The organism is Paenibacillus sp. FSL R10-2736 (assembly GCF_038000245.1).
Classification (GTDB): Bacteria; Bacillota; Bacilli; order Paenibacillales; family Paenibacillaceae; genus Paenibacillus_AQ; species Paenibacillus_AQ phytohabitans.
Map to the genome: position 1 here is coordinate 749273 of NZ_JBBOBN010000001.1, position 25712 is coordinate 774984.

At 52.5% G+C, this 25712-nt stretch carries 18 protein-coding genes; 12 read left to right on the plus strand and 6 right to left on the minus strand.

Annotation, left to right across the window (positions count from 1 at the left end; all coding sequences use genetic code 11):
* Positions 1-689: 689 nt before the first annotated feature.
* The 5 genes from NSQ73_RS03380 to NSQ73_RS03400 all read left to right on the plus strand — a co-directional run bounded on the left by NSQ73_RS03380 (position 690) and on the right by NSQ73_RS03400 (position 6876).
* Positions 690-2249 carry an extracellular solute-binding protein gene (locus tag NSQ73_RS03380; RefSeq protein ID WP_340985388.1) on the plus strand — a complete coding sequence of 520 codons (1560 nt, stop codon included), beginning with the start codon at positions 690-692 and terminating at the stop codon, positions 2247-2249.
* Between the two features lie 116 nt (positions 2250-2365).
* Positions 2366-3334 carry an ABC transporter permease gene (locus NSQ73_RS03385; protein WP_042139871.1) on the plus strand — a complete coding sequence of 323 codons (969 nt, stop codon included), beginning with the start codon at positions 2366-2368 and terminating at the stop codon, positions 3332-3334.
* A gap of 21 nt (positions 3335-3355) precedes the next feature.
* Positions 3356-4231 (plus strand): carbohydrate ABC transporter permease, encoded by an 876-nt coding sequence (locus NSQ73_RS03390; protein ID WP_039305372.1) that lies wholly within the window; start codon positions 3356-3358, stop codon positions 4229-4231.
* Between the two features lie 46 nt (positions 4232-4277).
* A complete protein-coding gene (locus NSQ73_RS03395) occupies positions 4278-5387 on the plus strand; it encodes a glycoside hydrolase family 88/105 protein (protein ID WP_340985389.1) in 1110 nt (369 codons plus the stop codon).
* A gap of 145 nt (positions 5388-5532) precedes the next feature.
* Entirely contained in the window at positions 5533-6876 is a 1344-nt protein-coding gene (locus tag NSQ73_RS03400; protein ID WP_340985390.1) for a glycoside hydrolase family 28 protein, read from the plus strand.
* Positions 6877-7880: 1004 nt separating this feature from the next.
* On the opposite strand, the gene NSQ73_RS03405 is transcribed toward NSQ73_RS03400, so the two are convergent.
* Genes NSQ73_RS03405 through NSQ73_RS03415 form a run of 3 tightly spaced genes read right to left on the minus strand, consistent with a single transcriptional unit; the run spans position 7881 to position 9616 of the window.
* Positions 7881-8534, minus strand: coding sequence for a hypothetical protein (locus tag NSQ73_RS03405; RefSeq protein ID WP_340985391.1), 654 nt, complete (start codon positions 8532-8534; stop codon positions 7881-7883).
* Positions 8531-9034: a flavodoxin family protein gene (locus NSQ73_RS03410; protein WP_340985392.1), complete on the minus strand. Its 504-nt coding sequence runs from the start codon at positions 9032-9034 to the stop codon at positions 8531-8533. The genes NSQ73_RS03405 and NSQ73_RS03410 overlap by 4 nt, the downstream gene beginning before the upstream one ends.
* Before the next feature lie 3 nt (positions 9035-9037).
* Positions 9038-9616, minus strand: a complete 579-nt coding sequence (locus NSQ73_RS03415; RefSeq protein WP_340985393.1) for a TetR/AcrR family transcriptional regulator — start codon at positions 9614-9616, stop codon at positions 9038-9040.
* Positions 9617-9817: 201 nt separating this feature from the next.
* Here NSQ73_RS03415 and NSQ73_RS03420 point away from each other — a divergent pair, with 201 nt between their 5' ends.
* A complete protein-coding gene (locus NSQ73_RS03420) occupies positions 9818-10828 on the plus strand; it encodes a ketoacyl-ACP synthase III (protein ID WP_340985394.1) in 1011 nt (336 codons plus the stop codon).
* 268 nt (positions 10829-11096) lie between these two features.
* On the opposite strand, the gene NSQ73_RS03425 is transcribed toward NSQ73_RS03420, so the two are convergent.
* Both NSQ73_RS03425 and NSQ73_RS03430 read right to left on the minus strand, forming a co-directional pair.
* Positions 11097-11846 (minus strand): helix-turn-helix domain-containing protein, encoded by a 750-nt coding sequence (locus NSQ73_RS03425; protein WP_340985395.1) that lies wholly within the window; start codon positions 11844-11846, stop codon positions 11097-11099.
* A 386-nt stretch (positions 11847-12232) separates the two neighbouring features.
* Positions 12233-13249, minus strand: coding sequence for a LacI family DNA-binding transcriptional regulator (locus NSQ73_RS03430; RefSeq protein ID WP_340989181.1), 1017 nt, complete (start codon positions 13247-13249; stop codon positions 12233-12235).
* Positions 13250-13532: 283 nt separating this feature from the next.
* Here NSQ73_RS03430 and NSQ73_RS03435 point away from each other — a divergent pair, with 283 nt between their 5' ends.
* A complete protein-coding gene (locus tag NSQ73_RS03435; RefSeq protein ID WP_340985396.1) occupies positions 13533-18695 on the plus strand; it encodes a carbohydrate binding domain-containing protein in 5163 nt (1720 codons plus the stop codon).
* 99 nt (positions 18696-18794) lie between these two features.
* Here NSQ73_RS03435 and NSQ73_RS03440 read toward each other — a convergent pair whose 3' ends face one another.
* Entirely contained in the window at positions 18795-19349 is a 555-nt protein-coding gene (locus tag NSQ73_RS03440) for a GbsR/MarR family transcriptional regulator (protein WP_171720151.1), read from the minus strand.
* A 256-nt stretch (positions 19350-19605) separates the two neighbouring features.
* Between NSQ73_RS03440 and NSQ73_RS03445 the strand changes: the two genes are divergently transcribed.
* The 5 genes from NSQ73_RS03445 (at position 19606) to yunB (ending at position 25182) form a co-directional block, all read left to right on the plus strand.
* Complete coding sequence (locus NSQ73_RS03445) at positions 19606-20805, plus strand: quaternary amine ABC transporter ATP-binding protein (RefSeq protein WP_042139862.1); 1200 nt, start codon at positions 19606-19608, stop codon at positions 20803-20805.
* The gene (locus NSQ73_RS03450) at positions 20802-21638 is read left to right on the plus strand and encodes an ABC transporter permease (RefSeq protein ID WP_039305343.1); all 837 of its coding nucleotides are present in this window, start codon (positions 20802-20804) and stop codon (positions 21636-21638) included. The genes NSQ73_RS03445 and NSQ73_RS03450 overlap by 4 nt, the downstream gene beginning before the upstream one ends.
* Before the next feature lie 17 nt (positions 21639-21655).
* Entirely contained in the window at positions 21656-22540 is an 885-nt protein-coding gene (locus NSQ73_RS03455) for a glycine betaine ABC transporter substrate-binding protein (RefSeq protein WP_340985397.1), read from the plus strand.
* A 361-nt stretch (positions 22541-22901) separates the two neighbouring features.
* Entirely contained in the window at positions 22902-23513 is a 612-nt protein-coding gene (locus NSQ73_RS03460; RefSeq protein WP_042139861.1) for a TVP38/TMEM64 family protein, read from the plus strand.
* A gap of 406 nt (positions 23514-23919) precedes the next feature.
* Positions 23920-25182, plus strand: a complete 1263-nt coding sequence (gene yunB, locus NSQ73_RS03465) for a sporulation protein YunB (RefSeq protein ID WP_340985398.1) — start codon at positions 23920-23922, stop codon at positions 25180-25182.
* The last annotated feature ends 530 nt before the right edge of the window (positions 25183-25712 follow it).

Sequence of the window (25712 nt, forward strand, 5' to 3'; positions counted from 1 at the left end):
CCCCTTTCAAGGATATACATTGAAAGGGCCCACCCGAGGAGCGGCAGAAAGGGACGGAGGGAGGTTTGGAACTGTAGGAGCGATAGCGTCCGCCTTTAGGTTTGGATTTCTACCGCAAGCAGCGGTCCGAATCAAGAAATCCAAACCTAACAGCGGCCGGAAGTCCAAAGCTCACGCAGTCCCGCCCGCCGCCGCTCCCAAGCCCAGCCGATCTATTCCCAGCTCCATAGGTTCTACCCTCAGCACTCAAATCCCAGCTCCGCCGCGAGCGAAGCGGCGGGGCATTCCCTTTGCCCCTTTCAAGGATATACATTGAAAGGGCCCACCCGAGGAGCGGCAGAAAGGGACGGAGGGAGGTTTGGAACTGTAGGAGCGATAGCGTCCGCCTTTAGGTTTGGATTTCTACCGCAAGCAGCGGTCCGAATCAAGAAATCCAAACCTAACAGCGGCCGGAAGTCCAAAGCTCACGTAGTCCCGCCCGCCGCCGCTCCCCTCCCCCATGTCCATCCCCACGCTCCATGCCCAGCCTACCGCACAATGTATATCCCCCTCCCCCATCACACGATAATCATTAACCCACACCCCCAGCCCCAGCGCGCCTTTATGAGTAAATGATTGTATTCGTAATCCTCCGTGGACTGTAATGTGAGGCTTGTAACCAATACAAGTTAAACGGAGGTCAAAAAGGAATGACGAAAAAATCCTTCACCCTGCTCCTCAGCTCGCTGCTGACACTCAGCATGCTGTCCGCATGCGGCGGCAACAACAATAATGAGGCGGCGGCAACCAAAGATCCAGGTGCAAGCACCGGAACCAACACGGCAGCGGCTACAGAGCCGGCAGCAGAACCGGAAAAGCCGACAGAGATCAAAATCATGCTCCCGCTGAACACGACAGATACTCCACCGGACACGATCAAGACGGAAGTGGAGAAATTGACGAATACGAAGCTGACCTATCAGTTTTTCCCGGCAGATACCTATGAAGAGAAGCTGAACTCCTCCTTCGCCACGGGCTCACTGCCGCAGGTTACGTATCTGAAGAATCAGACGACCTTCCTGCAGATGAAGGAAGCGATCAAGGACGGACAGTTCTGGGAGATCGGGCCGCTCCTCAGCGAATTCCCCAACCTGAACAAGCTGAAGCCGGAAATCCTCAATAACACCAAGGTAGACGGCAAGCTGTATACCCTGTATATCGGCCGTCCGCTGGCCCGCCAAGGGATTATCTACCGTAAGGACTGGGCGGATAAGCTGGGACTCGCAGCACCGGCCAATACCGAGGAACTGTTCGCAATGGCTAAAGCCTTCACGGAGCAGGACCCTGACGGCAACGGGAAAAAGGATACGATCGGGGTTGTTGACCGGAATGAGCTGGTGTACGGTGCGTTCAAAACCGTCTCTTCCTGGTTCGGCACACCGAACAACTGGGCGGAGAAGGACGGCCAGCTGGCTCCGGAATTTACCTTCCCGCAGTACTTCGACACAATGGATTTCTTCAAAAACCTGCGTGACGGCGGATACATGAATCAGGACTTTGCAGCAACCAGTAAAACGGATGCGGTAAATACGTTCACCAGCGGCAAAGCAGGACTGTATATCGGCGGTTCCATGCAGGATATCGATTCCCTGAACAAGGACCTGATCAAGAACGTTCCGGATGCTGTGCTGGACACACACAGTATGGTGGCCGGACCTGACGGCAAGTTCGCCCAGTGGATGATCCCCGGCTATAACAACGTAGTGCTGTTCCCGAAATCAGCGGTTAAAGATGAGGCAGAGCTGAAGAAGATCCTGGCCTTCTTTGACAAAATGATGACCCCTGAAGTGGCCAACCTGATGTACTGGGGGATTGAAGGAACACACTATACCGTTGAGGACGGCAAGGCCAAAGCTACAGACAATAAAGAACTGATTGAACGTGAAGTCAAAGGCTTCAAAGACAGCGTAATCGGCGAATACGAAACGAACGGCATGTACCAGAGTCTGAACGTGCTGCCGGGCCGCATTCATGCGGAAGAGCTGGTGCTGGAAAATGTGAAGGTCGGGGTTGCTGATCCTACAGCGGCACTCGATTCGGCAACCTATACGTCCAAAGGTGTTGAGCTTCAGCAGATTATTACAGATGCCACTTATAAATACATGTACGGCCAGCTCGATAAAGCCGGATTCGAGAAAGAAGTCGAGAACTGGAAGAGCCGGGGCGGGGCACAAATCATCGAAGAATACAATGCCGCGTACAAAAAATAAGCAGAACGCAGCAGCTTTGACTGCGGGCTGACCACATGAAAGAAGGCTGCTTGGGTTAGCGCTTCGGCAGCCTTTTTTTCAAATATAGAAGAATTTACAGAGAAAGGAAGAGAATCATGCAGGAAGTTACCGCCCAGCCCCGTGTAGTTCCCGAACCGAAGCCTAAGAGCTATAAGAGCAGCAGCGAGCTTAAAAAACGGCTGTGGAGAAACAAATTACTCTATGTGATGCTGATCCCCGGAGTGCTGTATTTCATTGTCTTCAAATATTTGCCGATGTACGGACTGATTATCTCCTTCCAGGATTACAAGCCTTACCAAGGGATTACAGGGAGCGAGTGGGTTGGAATGAAGCATTTCAGCCGGCTGTTCACCGAACCTGATTTCCTGAACATTCTGGGGAATACCCTGATCCTGTTCGGGATGAATATACTCATTTATTTTCCGATTCCGATTATCCTCGCCCTGATGCTCAATGAACTCAGAGGCACTTTTTTCAAAAGATTCTTCCAGACCCTGGTCTACCTGCCTCACTTCATGTCCTGGGTTATCGTCGTCTCGATTTCCTTCGTCATGGTGACGATGGACGGGGGGATTATCAACGAACTGCTGGCCTACTTCGGATTCTCCAAAATCAATTTCCTGCTGAGTCCCGGCTGGTTCAGACCGATGTACATCATTCAGGTCATCTGGCGGGAAGCGGGCTGGGGTACGATTATTTATCTGGCTTCCATCGCTGCGATCGATCCCGGGCTCTATGAAGCTTCGCGTATGGACGGAGCCGGAAGGCTCAGACAAGTCTGGCATATTACACTGCCGGCGATCCGCGGAGTCATCATTACCCTGTTTATTCTGAAAATCGGTTCCGTACTCGATCTTGGATTCGAACATGTCTACCTGCTGCTCAATTCCATGAACCGGGAAGTTGCGGAAATTATCGATACGTATGTCTACACCGCCGGACTGCGGCAAGGGCAGTTCAGCTATAGTACAGCCATCGGCTTCTTCAAGTCGATCGTGGGTCTGATCATGGTAGTGACCGTCAACAAGGTATCCAAGAAAATAGGAGAAGAAGGCGTTTATTAAAATGCCGCAGGAGGAATTGAAATGGTAGAAGACCGTACGATTAGCGGCAGAATATTCTCCGCTGTCAACTTTACACTGCTTGCCATCATCGCGCTGGTAACGGTGCTTCCCTTTGTCCATGTAGTAGCAGGGTCCTTCACAACCAGCGCAGAGCTGGCGGCCAACAAATTTGTACTGATTCCGAAAGTGTGGAGTCTGGAGGCCTACAAATTTATTTTCTCAACGAATACAATCTTCAGAGCCCTGGGTGTGTCGATCGGGGTAACACTTATAGGGACTTTGTTCAGTATGTTCATTACGTCGCTGATGGCTTATGGTCTCTCCCGCAGGGATCTGGACGGACGCCGGGTATTTAACTTCCTGGTGGTGTTCACGATGCTGTTCCACGGCGGAATGATTCCAACGTTCCTTGTGGTCAAAGAGCTGGGCCTGATTGACTCGTATTCAGCATTAATTCTCCCGTCGGCGATCAGTGCCTTCAATATGATTATCCTGAAGAACTTCTTTCAGAACATTCCTGAAGGACTGGAGGAATCGGCCAAAATCGACGGCTGCAACGACTTCGGCATTCTGTTCAAGATCGTATTGCCTTTATCGCTGCCGGCGATTGCCACGATCTCCCTGTTCTATGCGGTGACGTACTGGAACACTTATATGAGCGCCATTCTGTATCTGGATAACAGCGCCAAGTGGCCGATTCAGGTCCTGCTGAGACAGATTGTCGTGCTGGCCAGCGGGATGGATCACAGTGCAACGCTCGATGGCACGGTGCCGCCGCCGGATCAGACGATCAAAATGGCTGTTATCGTGGTAGCAACGCTGCCGATTCTGATGGTGTATCCGTTCCTGCAGAAGCATTTCGCCAAAGGCGCGATGCTGGGCTCGATGAAGGGCTGATGCTGAATGCAGGCCGGGTATTCTGAAATATGAAAGGGGTATAACAATGATAGGCAGTCTGCCGCAAACACCTTTAGAATGGGCGCAAAAAGCCTGTGATTCTTTGATGGATACGTATCAAGCGGGGGAGCTTCCGCCTGCGCACCGCTGGCATTATCACCAAGGCGTGTTTCTATGCGGGATGGAGCTGCTGTGGGAGGCTGTCCAAGAGGACCGCTATATCGAATACATCCAGCAGTATGTGGATGATCTGGTGGATGAATACGGCAATTTCTATTTTGCCCGGGATGAGCTGGATGCCGTACAAGCGGGGCTGCTGCTCTTCACGCTGCATGAACGGACCGGCAAGCTGAAGTACCGGGAGGCTGCGGCTAAGCTCAGGAATCTACTGCGGACGCTGAACAGAACCTCCGAAGGCGGCTATTGGCATAAGGACAAATATGCGAATCAGATGTGGCTCGACGGGCTGTATATGGCCGGGGTCTTCTCCCTGAAGTATGCGAATGCTTATGGAGAAGAGGAATTGCGTGCAGCAGTGCTGCACCAGGAGCGGCTGATGCGCAAATATATGAAAGACGAGGCCACCGGCCTGCTCTACCATGCCTGGGATGAGAGCCGCCGTATGCCATGGGCGAATCCGAAAACCGGCTGCTCGCCGGAGTTCTGGAGCCGGTCGCTCGGCTGGTACGGGCTGGCGCTCTCGCAGTTCATGGATGAGCTGCCGGAGAATGATCCGGGCCGGGCGGAGCTGGCCGCCGAGCTGAGCGGCTTCGTGCAGGCGCTCATCCGCTATCAGGACCCGCAGAGCGGCCTGTGGTATCAGGTGGTCGACAAGGGGGATGAGCCGGATAACTGGCTGGAGACCTCCGGCTCCTGCCTGTTCGTCTATACGATTGCCAAAGCGGTGAAGCTGGGCATTCTACCGGCGGAGGCTGAAGCTGCAGCGGCGGCACGGAAAGGCTACGAAGGCTTAATTCAGGTGCTGGAGTGGGATGAGCAGGACCGGCTGATTCTGCCGGACATCTGCATCGGGACCTCAGCAGGGGATTACCGTAACTATGTCACCCGTCCGAAGGTCAGCAATGACCTGCACGGAGTAGGGGCGCTGGTGATGGCCTGTGTGGAGATGCAGGCGTTGTACCCGGCCAAAGTGTAGCAGAGTCTGAGGCTGGCGGTTCGGCAGAATCGTAGTGGAGTTTGAAGTGGCTGTATCAGGCGGAAAGCGTAGCAAAGCTTGAGGCTGCCTGAACTAGCAGTGGATTACCTGGACCAGCAGTGGATTAGTAGAAAGGAGGCGCGCAGTGTTTAATATTGCGGATTACGGAGCGCTCCGGGATAGCGGGGTTCCGGCAACGGCAGCGATTGCGGACGCCATCTGGGCAGCGTACAGCGCCGGCGGAGGCACGGTGTATGTTCCGGCCGGTACATTTGTGACAGGTGCAGTGCGCCTGCGCAGCAACATTCAGCTGCATTTAAGTGCAGGAGCGGTATTGTCCTTCAGTACCGATCCGGAGGATTACCCGGCCGTGGTATCACGGTGGGAAGGGGTGAAGCAGGAGGTGCACGCGGCCTGCATATATGGAGCGGATCTAGTGAACGTCTCCATCACAGGCAGTGGGACCATTAACGGAAACGGTGCACCCTGGTGGGAGAAGCACCGGAATCATCCCGAAGAGCTGGAGTATCCCCGCCCGAGATTGATCGGCTTCGACAACTGCAGCCGGGTAACGATCAGGGATGTACAGCTGATCAATTCTCCGAGCTGGACCGTAAATCCCATCGGCTGCAGCAATGTGACGATCGATAATCTGTCGATCCTGAATCCGGCAGATTCGCCGAACACGGATGGCATTAATCCTGAGTCCTGCCGTGATGTCCGCATCAGCAACTGCCATATCGATGTGGGCGATGACTGCATTGCCATTAAGGCAGGCACCGAGGACACCAAGGAGCGGATTCCCTGCGAGAATATCACGATTACGAACTGCGTGATGGTTCACGGGCATGGAGCGGTGGTGCTGGGCAGTGAGATGAGCGGCGATATCCGCAACGTGACGATCAGCAATTGTGTGTTCAAGCAGACGGACCGCGGCATCCGCATGAAATCGCGGAGAGGGCGCGGCGGGATCATTGAAGATATCCGTGTCAGCAACATTGTGATGGAGGATGTGATCTGTCCCTTCACGCTTAACCTGTATTATTTCTGCGGGCCGCGGGGCAAGGAGAAGTATGTTTGGGACAAGAACCCATATCCGGTAACGGAGGAGACCCCGCAGTTCCGGCGGATTCATTATGCCAATATTACTGCCCGCAATGTTCACGCAGCGGCAGGATTCCTGTACGGGCTTGCCGAGCAGTATGTATCGGAAATCACCTTCACTAATATTGATATTTCGATGGCGGAACATGCGGTGCCCGGCCATCCCGATATGATGACTGGTATGGAGAATATGCAGCGCCGGGGATTCTACCTCGGCAACGTCCGCGATGTGCAATTTCAGCAGGTCAGTATTGAGAACCACGAAGGACCGGCCTTTTACGTTGAGAACGGGGAAGATGTGGAGTTTCTGAACTGCCGGTCAAGGAACACGGCGAAGCCGGAGAAGCTGGTGGAGCAGGTTACGGTGGAATTGGCGGGGAAATGAGATTGTGTGCCAATGGGCCGCCGAATCCCCGGAGATGAAATCCTCCGAATGTAGTAAGAGAGCTGTATGCAGAAGAGCCTGGTCCTGTTAAGGGACCGGGCTCTTGTTGTATGTTTGATCAGTGTAGCGCTGCTGTACCATCCGCTGCACTGGAAGCTTTCGCCCAATTGCACTCAAGGGATTCATCCATCGGCTGGCCATCGTTCGATATAACTGTATTTTGTACAACTAAAATGATCAATTATTGCGCGAGGGGAGGTTTAATTGCACTCTATACACTTATTTAACTCTCCTATGCTATAAAGAGACACTTTTCTCTATTTTAATTGTACAGAATACAGTTATTCCTGCTTTTCCGGTCTTTCGCCGTCTTTTAACTGCACGAAATACAACTATTCCGAAATGTGCATCCGCACTCCTTAACTCTAGAGGAGCTTTGCGGCGTAACTGTCTGCAACACAGGCTAACATCCGCCTTTGCTGTCGGGCGGTAACCCGGAGTGTGCAGCGTAATCCCCAGTCAGTTTTTAAGTTCAATATAGTTAGCTGAAATCTTGCACGAAATACAACAATTCCCTCGTGATAGACAACAATCCTTACGAATATCCCGGAATTTATGTATCCGAGTTGTAATACGTACAACATTTGTACTTTTCTAGGCAAATGTATCTGCAACCGTGTCCGCATTCGCAACCGTATTTGCAACCGCATTCGGATCAACGTCAAAGTACCCTCATTTACATCGGCCTCCACAGGCGGACGTCAGCTAGAGTTATAGAATGAACTTAAGAATCTAATCTATCCTGCTGTATTGCGCTGCTCTATTGCGCTACTGTATTGCGAATTCCTTGCTCGGCACAGGGGCGTTAATCGGCTAACTGTCATTCTTAAGTTCAGCTTATATAGCAACTTTTGCTGCCGGGCGGCGACCCGGAACGTATGGCGCAAGGCCCGGCGTAACAACCATTACGATCAATACTTGTACTGGCGTGCGTTCAGTATATTTTACAGCCTTCTGAGTATATCTTTTCTCTTCAAGCCGTTCTTCTTGGCGGTAGCATTCCAGAAGGAGTGGGTCGCGGCGAATTTCCAGGCGAAGCGCGGGAAGTTGGGGCTGAACAGCATAGAATCATCTGCGCTTCTGGATTGGATATTAGCGGCCATGCTGTGCATTGCTTTTCCCAGGTTCTTAAGCGGACCCTTGCCGGGAGGGACCTTCTCCAGGGAGCCCAGCATTTCACCGGCACCTTGACCCAGCGCCTGCCCGAAATGAACTCCGGCCCGTGTGCACCAGTGTTTAAGGATATCCAGAGCAATGTGATTCTGACTGCCCTCATAAAAGCCATTGTTGATCATAGCATAGACGTAGATATCCTGTTCTTCCTGTTCTTGCTCCTGCTCTGATTTAAGGTATTCCTCGAGGGTTGCCAGCAGCCTGAACAAGTGTGAAGGGATGGCATCTACATAGAGCGGGAAGGCAATCACCAGCACATCCATACGGCACAATTCGCTGTATTGCGCAGGGGTGAGCGGTCTTTTGTTCGGATTATAGTAGGTTAGTTCATTCCCCGTGCGGATAAGCGGCTCGAGCATTTTCAACAAAATACCTGAGTTACTGTTAACGGGCTTGGGGCTGCCGTTGATCATGGCGATGTTCATTGGATCGCCTCCTTAATGCTGTGCAGGCTGTCATGGAAGTACACATGGTTTCCTGCAGAATACAAATTCAGGCTGTTCGCGGTGACCAGCGATCTGGCTGTGTCTTTTTCAGCCTCGGTGATGTCGTCCCCATAGAAATGCACCGATAATTCGAACAGGTGATCATACCGGTTGCGGTGATGGGTTTCTCCATTCTTGGTGACAAAATAGGGGAGGACGTAGGAAATACTCCGGTTCAGCACATTCAGGACAAAAGGACTGTAGCTGCCGTACATACATTTGCTGATGATAATCAGTTCATCGCTTTTGGAGAACAGCTCACCCAGATTGTTATAGCCATCCCGTATCACGCATGCGCCGGGCGTCCGGGTCCAGCAGCCGAAGCAGCCCATACACTGGCGGATGGTACCATTGTCCGAGATAACAGTCAGCTCTCCTTGCCCGCCCTCTGCCCATCCTGCGAATTCCTGCTCCTGCAGATCGTGTACAATCATTCTCATGGTTCATGTCTCCTTAACTACAGATTCGAGCGCTAACAAATCACGCCAGTTCCCCGAATAACGCACCCCGTTATTGGTAAGCAGTGAAGCAATGCCGTGCACCATCGCCCAGTGTGAAATCAACTGACGGGAGAACTCTGCTTCCGGCAGTCCGATGCTTGTGAACAATTGATAGGCAGTGGTCCGGAATAGAACGAATGGCAGATAACTGTCGGAATTATAGTTGTCTAAATCAATGACTAAGCCTGAGTGGTAGAATAAAAACTGGAAATATTGCGGATGCTCCATGAAAAAATCAATGTACGCCTGCCCCAGCTGGAACATCGCTTCCTGGCGGTCCTCCTGTCCTTGAACGGATGCACGCAGGGACTCCATAAATTGCTCTGTGACATGCTCACCCATGGCGGATACCAGCTCATCTATATTTTTAAAATGGCTGTAGGGGGCGGTATGACTGACATTGCATTCGGCTGCGACCTTGCGCAGGGAAAAGCTGTTGATGCCGTCTGTGTTAATAAGCTTAATGCCTGCTTCTATAAGCTGGCTCCGTAAATTGCCGTGGTGGTAGGGTTTATCCGTCACTTCCTGCAGCCTTCCTTTCCGTTATCTTTACACTGTAAAGATTGTAGCACTGAATCTTTACGATGGTAAGATACATTGATCACACAAGGCGAGCTGGAAATCATTTTCACCTGTAATTTTTTTGCAAAGTAATTCAGTTTAAGTTATTATTAGTACCAAGTACTAATATCAGATACTATAACTAACGATGAGGTGATATTGATGAAGGGTGCAAGAATTACAGCGATCGGCTCTTATGTACCGTCCCGGAGACTTACGAATCTTGATCTGGAGCAAATGGTCGATACCAATGACGAGTGGATTGTTCAGCGGACAGGTATCCGGGAGCGCCGAATCAGCCGCGCAGATGAATATACCAGTGATTTATGTGCCGCCGCCGTTAAGGATCTGATGGAACGTTATGGTAAAAGTATACAGGATGTCGATATGGTGCTCGTGGCTACCAGTACGCCCGATTTCTCTTTTCCTTCCGTGGCAGCCATTGTGCAGAACCGTCTCGGTATTCCGCTTACTTCGGGAGCGATAGATATGAGTGCCGCCTGTGCGGGGTTTGTCTATGCTCTGCATACGGCTCATGCGCTGGTGTCTTCGGGACTACATCATAAAGTGCTGGTCATCGGCGCTGACGCGCTGTCCAAAATCACCGATTACACTGACCGGAGTACCAGTATTCTGTTCGGTGATGGTGCAGGGGCTGTGCTTGTGGAGAGCGGCGGGGATAAAGATCACTTCTTAGGGTTCAATCTCGGCAGCGACGGGAGCGGAGCGCAGCATGTCTACCGCACGGGGCTGGCGGACAAGGTGAACGGGGTGGAGCTTACTGCTACTGGCATGCTGGTACAGAACGGGCGTGAGGTCTTCAAGTGGGCGGTCCGGACAGTTCCGCAGGGGGTGCAGCAGGTGCTGCAGAACGCAGGAGCGGATCTTGCGGAAGTGGACTGGTTCATCCCGCACAGCGCCAATCTGCGGATGATTGAACCGATCTGTGAACGGCTGAAGTACCCGTTCGAACAAGCGCTGTACAGCCTTGAATATTTCGGCAACACCTCGGCGGCCAGTATTCCGCTTGCCCTCGATCTTGGCATCCGCGAAGGAAAGGTGCAGAATGGGCAGCGGATCCTGCTGTACGGATTCGGTGCAGGTCTCACCCACGCGGGCCAATTGGTCAGCCTGTCACTGGACCCGCAGGTGATTGCCCCAACAGCTCTTTAATACACTCTGCATCAAGGCGGTTTCCGAATCATTAAATCGTCAGATATCGTGAGATATGTATTAGACCAGCCACAACTATGGAAAACAGCGGCAGCCGTGGACGAGAAAACAAAGTCCTGGACTGCCGCTGTTTTATTGAGATAAGGTTTCCCGTTAGCTTAATTCCGAAATCCCTCGGGCAGACCGAGGGGACACAGCCTCAATGCTGCTAAATTGTTGTTAGCTGACGGATTCGTCATCACCATTCTCCGGTCCCTGCTATACGTGTCTACTTTACTTTATTCAATAAGATTGTCACCATTCTGCTCAATGTCTCTTGATCCACGAAAGGAGCAAGGCTTGCCAGCAGATCTGGGCTAAGCTGCTCAGCTTCGACTCCATTAATCAACTTCTCGAGATTTTCCCTGTCCAAAAAAGGTGCGAGGCTTGTGATCTGGTCCGCATCGATGGTGCCATCTGCAACCCGGTCTACCAAGCGGCTTAACGTTTCTCTGCTAATAAAGGGTGCCAGCCCTTGAACGGAATTCCAGCTCACGCTGCCCTCATCTGCCTGATGAACCAGTTCATCCAATATACCTGTTCCAAGGAACGGAGCCAGCCGCATGATCACGTCTAACTTAAGGATGCTGCTGTCTACTCGTTCTGTAACCTTATGCAAAGCGCTTGCTTTTACAAACGGCGCTAACTCTACAAGCTCTTCCATCTCCACCTCACCGGTATTGACCATCACTGCAACTCGGTCCGGCCTGTTCTCTGCGATCTCCTCAACGATCGTTCCTAGGTGCTGATGCTCCCGATTTTCTGCATTGTCTCCTGCATTTAGAAAGTCGTCTACCGTTTTGCCGAATAACCTCGCAAACTTCGGAAGCGTTCCGATATCCGGAAGCGATTCGCCTCGCTCCCATTTTGATACCGCCTGATGACTTACATTCAGTTGATCGGCAAGTTCCAATTGGGTCAGATCCTGGTCTTTGCGAAGCTTCGAAATATAAGCTCCAATTTTACGCAAGTCGAGCATTGTATACCTCCAATGAAACAAAATGTACAGTGCGCACTGTCGAAAACAGCATAGCATTTTCGCAAATGCAATCCTATCAAGTGATGGTTGAATGGTCACATGCGCTTTATTCAACTGCCGGTAGAATTGTCCGGATTGAGCTTTTGCCAGTTTCATTTATTGGTTTTTTTCTACGAATCATTTCCATTATCCTGCCCGTTCGCTTTTAAACACAAATAATGGGGACCAAGCCGAAAAATGGTCCCCATAAACAGAAAAACGGTACCTTGAACCATCCCATCAAATGAGAGATTATATTATCGAAAGCGGTTTCAGTATGGTTCAGGTAAGTACGGAATGATGAAACAGAGGGGAGGTAGTAAGCTGCACCCGGAAGGAGGCGCAGCTCAGCGGTTCAACCCGCTTCCGCAGGATTCACGGATGATCAGCGCCGGCTCAACCACGAAGGAGCCGCCTTCCGACTGATTATTAATGAGATCGAACAGCATATGGGCCGCGAGTACACCCAGCCGTTCCTTGTTCTGGCGGATTGTAGTCAGTGTCGGACTGGTATACTGGCAGGCCTCGATATCATCACAGCCGATGATGGCGACATCCTCCGGCACACGGAGGCCATGCTCCTTCAAGGCGCGGACCGCTCCCAGGGCGAGCAGATCAGAGGCGGCGAAGATGGCTTGCGGCAGACTGCCGGTCTGGATCAGCTGCTTCATGGCGGCGTAGCCGCTGGGCTCGAAGAAATCATCACCATGCACGAACCAATTGGGATTCATCGTCAGACCGAAACCGGCAATGGCTTTGACATAGCCCGCTTCGCGCCGGTTGGAGATATCCGAATCGGCCGTACTGCCGATGAAGCCAAGCTCCCTGTGGCCGAGCAGATAGAAATGCTCCACCACTTTGGAGGCAATCTGGTAATTATCCGACATCACATAGCCGGATTTCTTGCCGTTCAGCTCCAGGTCAACGCCGATGCAGGGAATATTGCTCCTATCCAGATCCTGTATGGCAGGCTCCATCTGTTGTCCGGAGATAATGACGCAGCCATCCACATGAAAATGCAGGCAACGCGAGAAATAATCGCCGCTGCTGATGAATTTCTCATTGGAAAAGAAGATCAGGTCGTAACCCAGCACGCCCATCTGCTTCTTGAAGGAATTCAGTACCTCTACAAAAAAAGGATGGGTAAACTCCACATTCAGCTCACCGGCAAAAATAACCCCGATCAGATTCGACTTCTTGGTAGCCAGTGTTTTGGCGGAGCTTGAGGGGGTATATCCGGTTTGTTCGATAATCTCCAGCACTCTTTGCTTCGTTTTTTCGGAAACATCGCTGTAATTATTCATTATTTTCGAAACTGTGGATACAGAGACCCCGGCCATTTCGGCAATTTTTTTGATATTCATCTGCATGCTAAAGTCACCCCCGCTTAATAGTTGTAACAGGGCCAAAAGACGGGTATGCCAGGGTTTCTCAGGCTATAGGGCCGTTCATCGGACACTCGTCTGCTGCTAAGAAATAGTTCTTTCTAGAGTCTATTCAACTTGCCGAAACAAGTCAAAGGTTTATTGCACTCAAGGGATAAGTATGGATATTATCGAAACCGATTTCGATTATTGCAGCTGTGAACTACCCGGCCATGTGATTGCGGAACGGGCGATACTGGAAACTAGAGGAGGCATAATGGGAATGAAAAGAAATGTATCTGCGGTGTTAGCGGCCGCTGTGATCATTACCGGACTATTGTCACCACTGGGCGGCGGAGCGGCAGGCGCCTTGCCTGCGAAGAGTAAGCTGGCAGCTGCGGGGAATGCAACAGCTGCGGTGCAGAAAGGGAATTTGGCTGCCGCTGGAATGAAAGCGTTTACTGATGTGAGCACGGACAATTGGGCGGCGGATGCCATACAGCGCTGGAGCCGCAGCGGTGTGATCTCCGGTTACGGGGACGGCAGCTTCCGGCCGGATTATCAGGTGACGCGGGCAGAATTCGCGGCCATCATCAACCGCATATTTGGCTACAAGGATGCGGCAGCCTCACTCCCGGCGGATATACCTGCGGGAGCCTGGTACAGGAACGATATCGCCAAGGCGGTAGCGGCAGGTTATCTAAGTGCAGGAGCAGATAACCATATCCAGCCTGCAGCTAAGCTGAAGCGCGGGGAAGCGGTTGTGGCGCTGCAGAGGATTTTCCGGCTGGAGACTGTCAATCATGCAGGGCCGGTGTATAGCGATCTGGCCGGGGCAGCCAGCGAGGTCATTTCAGCAGCGGATGCATTTACTGCAGCCGGCTATATTCAGGGCTATCCGGGAGGCTTGTTCAAGCCGGACGGAAACATTACCCGCGCCGAGCTGGCCAAGATGGCCGATACGCTGGTGCAGGAGCTTCAGTCCTCCGGCGGGGAAGTGAAGCTGGGGACGGTGCAGGGGAATGTGGTGCTGAACCATGAAGGAGCTACGCTCAAGGACAGCATAATTGAAGGCAATCTCTATCTTACCGAAGGTATCGGAGAAGGGGATATCCGTATTGAAGGTGTGCAGGTTAAAGGCACAACCTATATCCGCGGCGGCGGTGAACACAGCGTGACCCTTGCGGACAGCAGTCTCGGCACTATTCAGGTTGCGAAGCCCCGCGGCACAGTCCGCATTGTTGCCAGCGGGACCACAACAGCGGGAACAATACAGCTGAACTCAGGTGCCATCCTTGAAGAAGGCAATCTCACCGGAGAAGGATTCACCAATGTTGTATTGCCGGCGGGGGAGAAGACGGTCACCCTTAGAGGGAATTATGGAGTGGTGTCCACCGCAGATCCGGCAGGAAGCCGCATTGCACTGAACATCTCCGGCAAGCTCGCTAAGCTGGTGTGGGGAGCCTCCGGCACGATTGTGCTGATGGACAAAGCGCAGGTGGCCGAGCTGCTCATTAAAGCCGGGGCTAAAGGCTTGACGATCCAGGGCAGCGGCAGCTTCGGCACCGTGCTGAATCAGGCGGATGATGTTACTGTAGGCGGCTTTGCCCTCAAGCAGGGCAGCAGCACGAATCTGAATCCGGCTGCACTTCTGGCCAGCCAGCCTCCTGCTGCCGCAAGCGGCGGAGAGACTGCCGCTACGGCTACACCGGCTGTGACCCAGACGCCGGAAGCTACACCAGCGCCGACGCCAGTGGTAACGCCGGAGCCAACGCCGGAAGCTACGCCGGAGCCAACGCCGGAAGCTACGCCGGAGCCGACACCGGAGGCAACACCAGCGCCGACGCCCGAACCGACGGCAACACCGGTAATTACGCCGAGTCCGCTGCCTACATCGACCCCGTTGCCGGAAGTCACACCAACTCCGGTACCGACCAGCGATCCGTGGACTCTAGTGTGGAATGATGAATTCAACGACGGTTCTATTGATCCGGCTAAATGGACTTATGACCTTGGAGACGGAACCATTGTCGGCAATCCGGGCTGGGGCAACAATGAGCTGGAGTATTACACGAGCGACAGGAAGAACGTGAAGGAAGAAGACGGCAAGCTGGTCATCACCGCGCTTAAAGAAGCTGTAGGCGGTAAACCGTATACCTCCTCACGGATCAAAACAAAGGGATTGTACAGCAAACTGTACGGTAAATTCGAGATCCGGGCGAAAGCACCGACCGGCAAGGGGCTCTGGCCGGCGATCTGGATGCTGCCGGAAGATTACACCTACGGCAATTGGGCTGCCTCCGGAGAGCTGGATATTATGGAAGGCTGGGGCAGCCGGCCGAATGTGGTTGCCGGAACCATTCACTATGGTTCCCAGTGGCCGGATAACGTCTATTCCGGCAAGGAATATGTGCTGCCGGGCAATTCCACGATTGAAGATTACCACACCTACTCCATCGAGTGGGAGCCGGGGGAAATCCGCTGGTATGTGGATGGAGTCTTATTCTCCACCAAGAATGACTGGTACAGCAAGAGCAGCGGCCAGCCGGCAATGAATGCGTATCCGGCACCGTTCAACCAGAGATTCCACCTTCTGATGAACCTGGCGGTAGGCGGTAACTTTGACGGTGACCCTACAGAGGATACAGTATTTCCGAGTTCCATGGAGATTGACTATGTCAGAATATATGAGCTAACCGGACGCGAGTACCGGGAACCGGTACCGGTTGAGTTTGAGAAGGAGCCTTATCTGGAGGGAGCTAAGCTGCCGCTTGGGGACGACAACTTCATTTATAACAGCGGCTTCACCGAACAAGTGGAAGGCGATGCCGGAATGGGCATTCCGAATACAGCGCACTGGGTATTGTACAAGGATGAAGGAGCGGATGCAGCTCTATCGGTTGAGCCGATAGGCGGGCAGAATTTCCTTAAGGTAAACATCAGCAGCGCCGGCGGAAATTCTTATTCGATTCAGCCGCAGGCCATCGTCTCAGTTGCGAAGGGAAGATACTACAAGCTGAGCTTCGATGCCAAGACGGATACGGCGCGTGATATTAGTGTCCGCCTGACAGGCGGGGCGCCGCTGGGATTCCCGTCGTATTCACCGGCGTTCAAAGCTGATCTGACAACGGAGATTCAGCATTTCGAGACGATGTTCCAAATGAAGGAGAGCTCGGACAACGCAGCGCGGATCGAGTTCAATATGGGCACCAATGCATCACCGGTATGGCTCGGTAATGCCAGGCTCGAAGAGATTGAGAGTATCCCCTTCGATCATGACAGTGCCAAACCGCCGCTCGGAAGCGGCAACCATCTCTACAATGGCAGCTTTGATCTGGGCGAGCCGGACCGGCTGAGCTATTGGCATACCACGGCTGCAGGTGGTGCAGCGGTGCTTCCGGTTGTGGTAGACCCGGGCGTCCTCAAGCTTGAAATTTCAGGCGGGGATGGCGGCAGCGCTGACGTTGCATTGCTGCAGAAGGGAATCTTCCTGGTGCAGGGGCACGATTATAAGCTGACTTTTGAAGCCGAAAGCGCCTCCCCACGGACAGCAGTAATTGAACTGCAGGGCAATAACGGGCAGGTATACGCTTCACAGCCCGTGCAGCTTACAGCAGACAAACAGCAGGTAGAGGCGGTGTTCACCAACCTTGCAGGAGCAACGGATCACCTGGGTCAATTCGTCCTGCGGCTTGGCGGTACTGACGGAACCGTGTATGTGGATAATTTCATTCTGCTGCGCACCAGCTTCTATTATGACCCGGCCCTGACCTATTACCCATTGCTGAACGGGGACTTCAGCTTCGGTCTGAACAGCTGGGAGCGGCTGGTCACGGAAGACGGCGGGCAGAGTACTGCGGCGGCAGTGGACGGAGCGGCGAAATTCAGCATTACGAATACCGGTAACCAGGCATATTCGGTCATGCTGTTCCAGAATGGGCTGAAGGCGGCTGCCGGCTCTGATTATGTGGTCGAATTCGATGCCAGCTCCAGCGTTGCCCGCCAGATCAGCGTGAAGGCGGAGAATGCGAAATACATCTCTTCAATGGATAAGACAATCGATGTATCACCGGCAACGGATCATTACAGATTCGAATTCCGGCAGGCAACGAATGATACGCTTTCGCTGAAATTCCTGCTTGGCAAGGTGGGCGGTGTGAGCGTTCCGCAGAGCCATGACATCATCATCGACAATGTGAAGTTCGAGATCAAGGACGCGCCGGCCAAGCCGCAGGAGCTGCTCGCAGACAGCACCGGTAACCGGGTGTCGCAGCCGATCGAGCTTACCTTCATAGAGAAGGGGGACTGGTCCGGCAAAATTAATGCCGTGAAGGTGGACGGTGTAGCGCTCGCGGATGAACTTTACAGTCTGAAGCCCGGCGCGATTATCATCGGTGCCGCAGCATTCCCGGCAGAGGGCAGCTATAAGATTACCGTGGAAGCTGACGGTTATGTAGGCTCAAGTGTCGTTCAGGCCATTCTGGCCAATGACAACAATCTGGTGGTCAACGGTTCATTCACAAGCGGTGACTCGGGTTGGTCGACATGGTCCGGGGGAGGCGGAGTCTCAAACTTTAAGGTGAACGAGGGTGTGGCGGAGATCGAGATTGCCGCTGCCGGCAGCGATACCTGGAGTACACAGTTCTATCAGGAGCATATCAAGCTGGAAGCAGGCAAAACCTACGAGCTGAGCTTCAAGGCCAAATCTACGGTTGCGCGGCAGATTATTGTGGAGTACAGCGAAACCTCGGCCCAGTCAGCTCAAGCGAAGTTCGATGTCACCGCAACCTGGGCGACTTACAGCGCGCAGTTCAGTGTTACGAATGACAGCCCGCTGAAGCTGAACTATCTGATCGGCAAAACCGTAGGTGAAGACGGGACGGCCAACGGTACTGCGCACACCATTTCGCTGGATGATATTGTGGTCAGAGAGGTCACAGGCGGTCCGGTCATCGAACCTGCCAGCGGCACGCTGGATAACGGAACCTTCAATGCGGATCAGGGCATTAAGGGCTGGACGCAATACTTCGAAGAACCGGGGAAGGGGAGTGCCGCAGTTAAGGATGAGGAGCTTGATATCTCGTTGAATTTCACCGGATTATATAATTACACTGCGCAGGTTGATTACAGAGACCTGAAGCTTGTGCAAGGCAAGACCTACACTCTGACCTTCAAGGCCCGTTCGGATGTGAACCGGCTGATTGAAGTGGCCGTTGAGCATTTCGGCCCGGATTACAACAAGTATTTACCGGTGACAGCCGTAGCTCTGACCGGTGAGATGGAGGCGTACAGCTACACCTTCACTATGAATGACAGCACCGATGCGGGTGCACATTTGGTATTCCTTATGGGGCTCATTGACGGAAACAGCGCACAGACCAACACGGCCATCCAGGCTGGTAACCATATTTATATCGATGACGTCAGTCTGGTGGAGATTCCGTAACGGTACATTAACAGACAATGATAAACGGCCGCGATCCTTGAATATAAGGATCGCGGCCGTTTGCATTTGTGCGGATAGGATTAACGTATATGGCTGATATTATTCTTTAGGGATTAATTCAAAAATCTTGCCGGTCTCCAGCGCTTCGATCAGCTTCAGCAGCCAGCGGTAATATTTGATCGCTTCCTCAATTTTGGCCTCATCGGTCAAAAGCAGACGTCCGATGTCCGGCTCGTCCGCATATTCTTGCTTCATCTGCTGGATCTCGGACAATGATTTGTTAAGTGCAGTCATATTACCCTCGACTGCTTTTCTCCATTTAATGGAGAAGTAGTCGCTGAAGTTCTGATGCCAGTCGGGAACCACCTCGAACAGATCCTTGCGGGTGCCTTTTCCCCAGACTTTATCGATCATCTTCAGATCCAGCAGCGTACGCACACCGGTACTCATCGATGTCTTGCTCATACCCATAGTGCTGCTCAGTTCGTCCAGTGTAACCGGACCCTGATTGAAATACATGTAACCGTATAAATGCCCAATGGAGAGGGTAATCCCGTACAAATCCATATTTTTACCGATGGAATCGATGACCCGCTCCCGGACTTTGCTGATTCGCTCTATTTGTTCGGGCAGAAGCCCCTCTAAATCATTCATGATGTCCCTCCTGAGGAATAGGCTGACAGGCAACAAACCTCTCCAATGTATTGTAATCAAATCCGCTGCTATAAGTAAAGAATTCATCTGGAACGGAATATGGCGTTAAACAGAGTATTCTATACGTAAAGTTCGTAAAGTTAAAACTGTACACTAAATTTTAAGCGAATATGCGCTTTGCGTCTCTTTTCACAAGTCCGTTACACTAGGTCAGGAGAACTAACCTGAAATATTAAGGGGAGAGAAGGAGGTCACCATGGCAATTATAGAGGTGAAACAGCTTACCAAAGTATTCGGTCATGATGCGGTACGGGCACTTCCATTATTAGAACAAGGCTGGTCCAAAGAGAAGATTGCCCGGGAAGCCAAGCTGACGGTTGGCGTGAATAAAGCCGAATTCAGCATTGAAGAAGGAGAAATATTTGTCATTATGGGATTGTCGGGCAGCGGTAAGTCCACGCTCGTCCGGTTATTGAACCGGCTGATTGAGCCCACTGGGGGCCAAGTATTGTTCAAGGGCAAGGATGTTGTCCAGATGAATCCGGAGCAGCTAAGAGAGTTCCGGCGCAAGAATATCGGCATGGTCTTTCAAAAGTTCGCGTTGTTCCCGCACCGCAGTGTGCTGGCCAATGCTGAATACGGACTGGAAGTGCAAGGTGTGGAGAAAAGCAAGCGAACCCGTCTTGCCATGGAGGCACTCGAGCTGGTCGGCCTTAAGGGCTGGGAGCATCACCGCCCGGATCAGCTGAGCGGCGGCATGCAGCAGCGTGTCGGTCTGGCCAGAGGGCTGGCCAATGATCCGGATATCCTGCTGATGGATGAGGCCTTCAGTGCACTTGATCCGCTGATCCGCAAGGATATGCAGCAGGAGCTGCTGGAGCTTCAGGCCAGAGTGAAGAAGACCATTGTATTCATCACGCATGATCTTGATGAGGCACTGCGGATTGGTGACCGGATTGCACTGATGAAGGACGGCGTCATTGTCCAGATCGGTTCGCCGGAAGAGATCCTCATTCAGCCTGCGAATAAATATGTAGAACGATTCGTTGAGGACGTCGACTTGTCCAAGGTGCTGACCGCCGCTCATGTCATGCGCCAGCCGGAGATGATCCGTCCGGAACGCGGACCCCGGGTAGCCCTGCAGCTTATGCGGGACAGCGGAGTATCCAGCCTGTATGTGGCGGATAATGAAATGAAGCTCCAAGGTGTAATTACAGCGGAGAATGCGGCACAGGCACTGAAAGAGAACCGGAGCATTCTGGAAGTCATGCAGCGGGAGATTCCCCGTGTACGGCCGGATACCCTGCTGAATGACCTGTTCGAGATGATGTCGGAGACGCATCTGCCGGTTGCTGTAGTAGATGAGGGTGACAAGCTGAAGGGCATTGTCATCAAGGGAGCCGTGCTGTCCGCACTTGCCGGTAATGCGGTTCCGGAAGGAGGACTTGGTTCATGAATTTACCCAAAATACCGCTCGGAAAGGGCGTAGAATGGCTCGAAGACTGGCTGACGACTTATTTCGGCCCCTTCTTCGATCTCATTCATGCTGTGATCGGCGGAATGGTAAGCGGCATTGATGCGGCGCTAACATTCCTGCCCGCGATTGTGCTGACCATACTTATCGCCGCTTTGGCTTATTGGATCGGCAAATGGCGGATGGCATTGTTCGCAGTGATCGGGCTGCTGCTGATTGATAATCTCGGATTATGGGACCCCTCGATGCAGTCGCTGGCCCTTGTGCTGACGGCTTCCTTGCTGGCTGTAATTATCGGGGTTCCGCTGGGAGTGCTCTGTGCGCAGAGCAAGACCTTCCAGAATATTGCTACGCCTATACTTGACTTTATGCAGACGATGCCGGCGTTCGTATATCTGCTGCCTGCGGTATCGTTCTTCTCTCTGGGTGTAGTGCCCGGGGTGATTGCTTCTATTATATTTGCTATCCCGCCAACCATCCGTCTAACGAACCTGGGCATCCGGCAGGTATCGCCGGAGCTGGTGGAGGCTGCGGATGCCTTCGGATCGACAGCAGGACAGAAGCTGTTCAAGCTGCAGCTGCCGATTGCCCTGCCGACTATTATGGCCGGTATTAACCAGACCATTATGCTGTCACTGTCGATGGTCGTAATCTCGTCAATGATCGGCGCCCAGGGTGTCGGAGCCTATGTGTACCGTGCGGTATCACAGGCCAAGACGGGGGCAGGCTTCGAAGCGGGAATTGCCATTGTTATTATTGCGATATTGCTGGACCGTCTGACCCAGAAGCTGTTCAAGCCCAAACAACAAGGATAGAGGAGTGTTTAATTCATATGAGTAAATTTAAATCGATGAAACTGAGCCAGCTTGGCTTGATTATGCTATTGATGATGGTTGTTGTTATTTCCGGATGCTCGTCCAAGGATAATTCTTCGGTGAAGCTGGCTTATGTAGCCTGGGATTCGGAAATTGCCAGCACGAACGTGGTTAAGGAAGTACTGGAATCGAAGCTTGGCGTTACGGTAGAAATGCTCCAGGTCGATGCCGGTCCAATGTGGGCAGGGATTGCTGATGGAAGTGCGGATGCGATGGTAGCCGCCTGGCTGCCGGGTACCCATGCTTCCTATCTGGAGAAATACGGCAATGATATCGTAGATGCCGGTGTGAATCTGGATGGAACGAAGACTGGACTTGCCGTTCCCGCTTATATGGATATCAATTCCATTGAGGATCTGAACAATGCGGAGGTTGCGGCTTCGCTGGATAACATGATTATCGGAATTGAACCGGGTGCCGGAATTATGACGGCTACTGAAGCGGCAATTGAAGCGTACGGATTAAGCGATTATACGCTGCTTGAGAGCTCTTCGGCGGCGATGGCACAGGAGCTGCAGAAAGCTTTTGACAATAATGAACCGATCGTAGTTACCGGCTGGACTCCGCACTGGATGTTCGCGAATATGGATCTGAAATATCTGGATGACCCGAGGAATGTATACGGCGGTGCTGAACAGATCCATACTATGGTACGAAAAGGTCTGAAGGATGATATGCCCGATGTATATCTGTTCCTAAGCCAATTCAAATGGACCGCAGACGATATGGCTCAGGTTATGGTCAAGATCCAAGGCGGACAATCGCCGGAGGAAGCGGCCAAAGATTGGGTCGATAACAATGAAGCCAAGGTGAATGAGTGGATTACCGGAGTGGATTTGTAGAGATTGTTCAGCGAATCAGCTATTTGGCAGAGAAGATCGATGTGTGCTATGATTGAAAGAACATAGGCTACAATTCTGTAACTTGTACGCTAACGACTGTTCTTTAGATGTACATATCATAAGCAAACTCATTCAACAAACACCCCGAGAGGGGTGTTTTTCTTGAAAAGATAAGAATGTATATGCTTCGCGTAATAAATGTTCCTTATCTTTCTCGCTGAAACGGTACCGTCCTTATTAAAGGACGGCAACGCCGTTTCCACTTGAGATTCACGAAACAAACGTTAATGAGCGATTCCCTTATGTTCAGTATGAAATCAGGAGACAGCTGCTGCAAGGAGTCAGGAAAGGGGAGAACTCCGTGACCGAGACCATTAATGCCTGGATCGACTGGCTGCTGCAGAGTCTTGGATTGAGCGGCCCTTCCATTCTATTCGCTACCGTTCCGCTGGCGGTACTGCAAAGTTTATTCGGATTTTTCCCACTAGCGATCCTGATTGTGCTTCACGTCTCTGTATTTAATGTTATTGGCGGGATGATTGTCAGCTGGCTGGCCTGTAATATTGGTGCGGTGCTCGTCTACTTCCTGTTCCGGCGCTATCTTTCGGAGTGGTTTGACCGGAAATGGGGATATAAGCTGAAGCGCTATGACAAATGGCAGATGTATCTGGACCGCTACGGCATCTGGACCCTGGTGCTGCTGCGTACGATTCCGATTGTGCCGAGCAATATTATCAATCTGATGTCGGCCGTTTCTCCGATTAAGCCTGCTGCTTTTATCTGGGGGACGGTGCTTGGGAATCTGTCTTACATCTGGCTGTTTGGAACGATCAGCTCCTCGCTGATTGTCCCCCGGGAGGAATGGAACGGATTCCTTACTTGGTATGCGGTGTTTATGGTAATTCTGATCGCTATTTTTGTCCGCCGTCACTGGGGGCATCTGCAGGAGGATAAGCGTAAGCGGATGGGGTAGGGTGCAATATAGATTAAACTTAAGATTTTAAGTAAAGAAGTATTCGTAACTGCGGTGAATATTTGGATTTCCGGCCGCTGTTGTCTACAGATTTCTTGATTTGTACCGCCTTTAGCGGTAGAAATCCGTAGACAAAGGCGGACGCTTCCGCTCCTACAGTTCCAAAATTCCCCTCCGTCACTCCCTTCTCCAACTCAAATTCCAGTTCAATCTATATAAAGGATAAAAGGAAGTAGAAGCGTAGAGCAGTTCTTCGGTGTTACACCGGGAACTGCTCATTTTCGGTTAAAAAGGATAAGTGTCTTCACTGCTTTTCCCACATTGTGGGGTTATTTTGCGTTCGTCCCGAATAGCCTATAGTACATGGGCGGCTTGACCGCAGGAATGTCGGGAGGGACTGCAAGGCATGGGCAGAATCAGAAAATGGGGGAACCGGCGGGCAGGCGTATCAATCTTCGGGCGTCTGCGGCTGCCGAGGTTCAGCTGGAGCGGGCTGCCGAGACCGGCCGGGCGCAGCCCGGCGTTCAAGGCCAAACCGTCGAAGGCAGTCTTCCGGCCGCCGGGTTCGGGAGCAAGATTCGCGGCGAAGCCGTCAAGGTCCGGGGCGGGGGCATCAAGCCGGGGCGGTGTATTCGTGGCGAAGCCTTCTAGGTCGGGAATCCGGCCGGACAGGAAGGAAGCGGGTTATGAGACGGCTTCGACCGGTGCAGGAGCAGGCGCTCCGGGCTACCGTGTCTGGCGCAAAGCCAGCCGGAGCGGGGGATTCAGCCTGTTCCGCGGCCGGGAGCGGAAGAAGCAGGAGGCCGTGGCCGGGAAAGGCCGGAAGCCGCACCGCCGGGGCAGATTCTGGATCATCCTGAGCCTGCTGCTGATTCTGGCTGTGCTTCAGGGGCTGCGTTATGTGGAGCAGCATTTGAAGCCGCCGATTCTCCATCTGGCGCAGATCCGGGTGAAGCAAATCGCTACGGAATCCATTAACAAGGCGATTACTTCCCAGGTTGCGGACGGCGGGAACGCGGAAGCGCTGATTGACTGGAAGACGGATAAGAACGGCAAAATCTCCGGGTTCATGCTCAACTATAAGGAGCATATGCGGATTACTTCACAGGCGGCCGAGGTCATCCAGTCCACGCTGCAGGAGCTGCATAACCAGACGGAGCATATCCCGCTGGGCCAGGCGCTGGGCAGTCCGCTGATTGCTTCATTTGGGCCGGATATTCCGATCAAAATCGAACCGCAGGGTGCGGTAAAGGTGGAACTGAACACGCGGCAGCAAAATGCCGGCATCAACATGATTCTCGTTGAAGTCTTTATTCATATTGTTACCGAGGTAGCGGTTGTCATTCCGTTTGATATGGAGCCGCAGATCGTGGACACAGAAATTCCTGTCTCCTACCTGATGGTTGTCGGTGATGTCCCGATGTACTATTACGACAATCAGGGCCAGCCTGTCGGCGAGAACGGCAGCAGCGCACCTGGAATCGCGATCCCGGCGCCTTCGCTGAACACAGAGAAGAGCGGCACCGGTGCGGACGGTACAGCTGTTGAGGGAAGCGGGGGAGCCGGGAATACGAACAGCGGAGAGAATAACACACCGGCCGGGAGCGGCAACTCTGCGCCAAGCACAAACGCCGGAAATGCCGGGGCCAATGCGGGCGGCGGAGAGTAATGGGATATAGATTGGTAGAACATATAAGTGGAAAAACTCCATCTGCTGTTGGCAGATTCTCTGATTCCCGGGACTTAGATGGAAAAACGGCACTTAATTTCAGCCGGATTCGCTGACGGCGGGGATATAGACAGGATTAAGTGTCATAAATCCAACTAATTTCTGTAAGGCAAGCAAACCGGAATGATTAAGTGGAGAAAATCCAACTGCTTACCTTGAAGGGTCAGGGACAGCGATAATGCAGGCCTGCGGGCGTTTAAGCGATAATGAAAAAGACTATAATTTGCAAGCAAGAGCCGCCAATGAAATGGGCGGCTCTTCTGTATTTGCTCGGACAGGAACGTTAGCCTCTCTTAACGCGGCATAGAAACGTGAAAACATCGTACCACGTTGCTGTTTGCGTGACAGGAACGTTAGCCTCTCTTAACGCGGCATAGAAACGTGAAACCCTCGTACCAGATTGCTATTTACGTATCAGGAACGTTAGCCTCTCTTAACGCGGCATAGAAACAGCTCTTTCCCGGACTCCG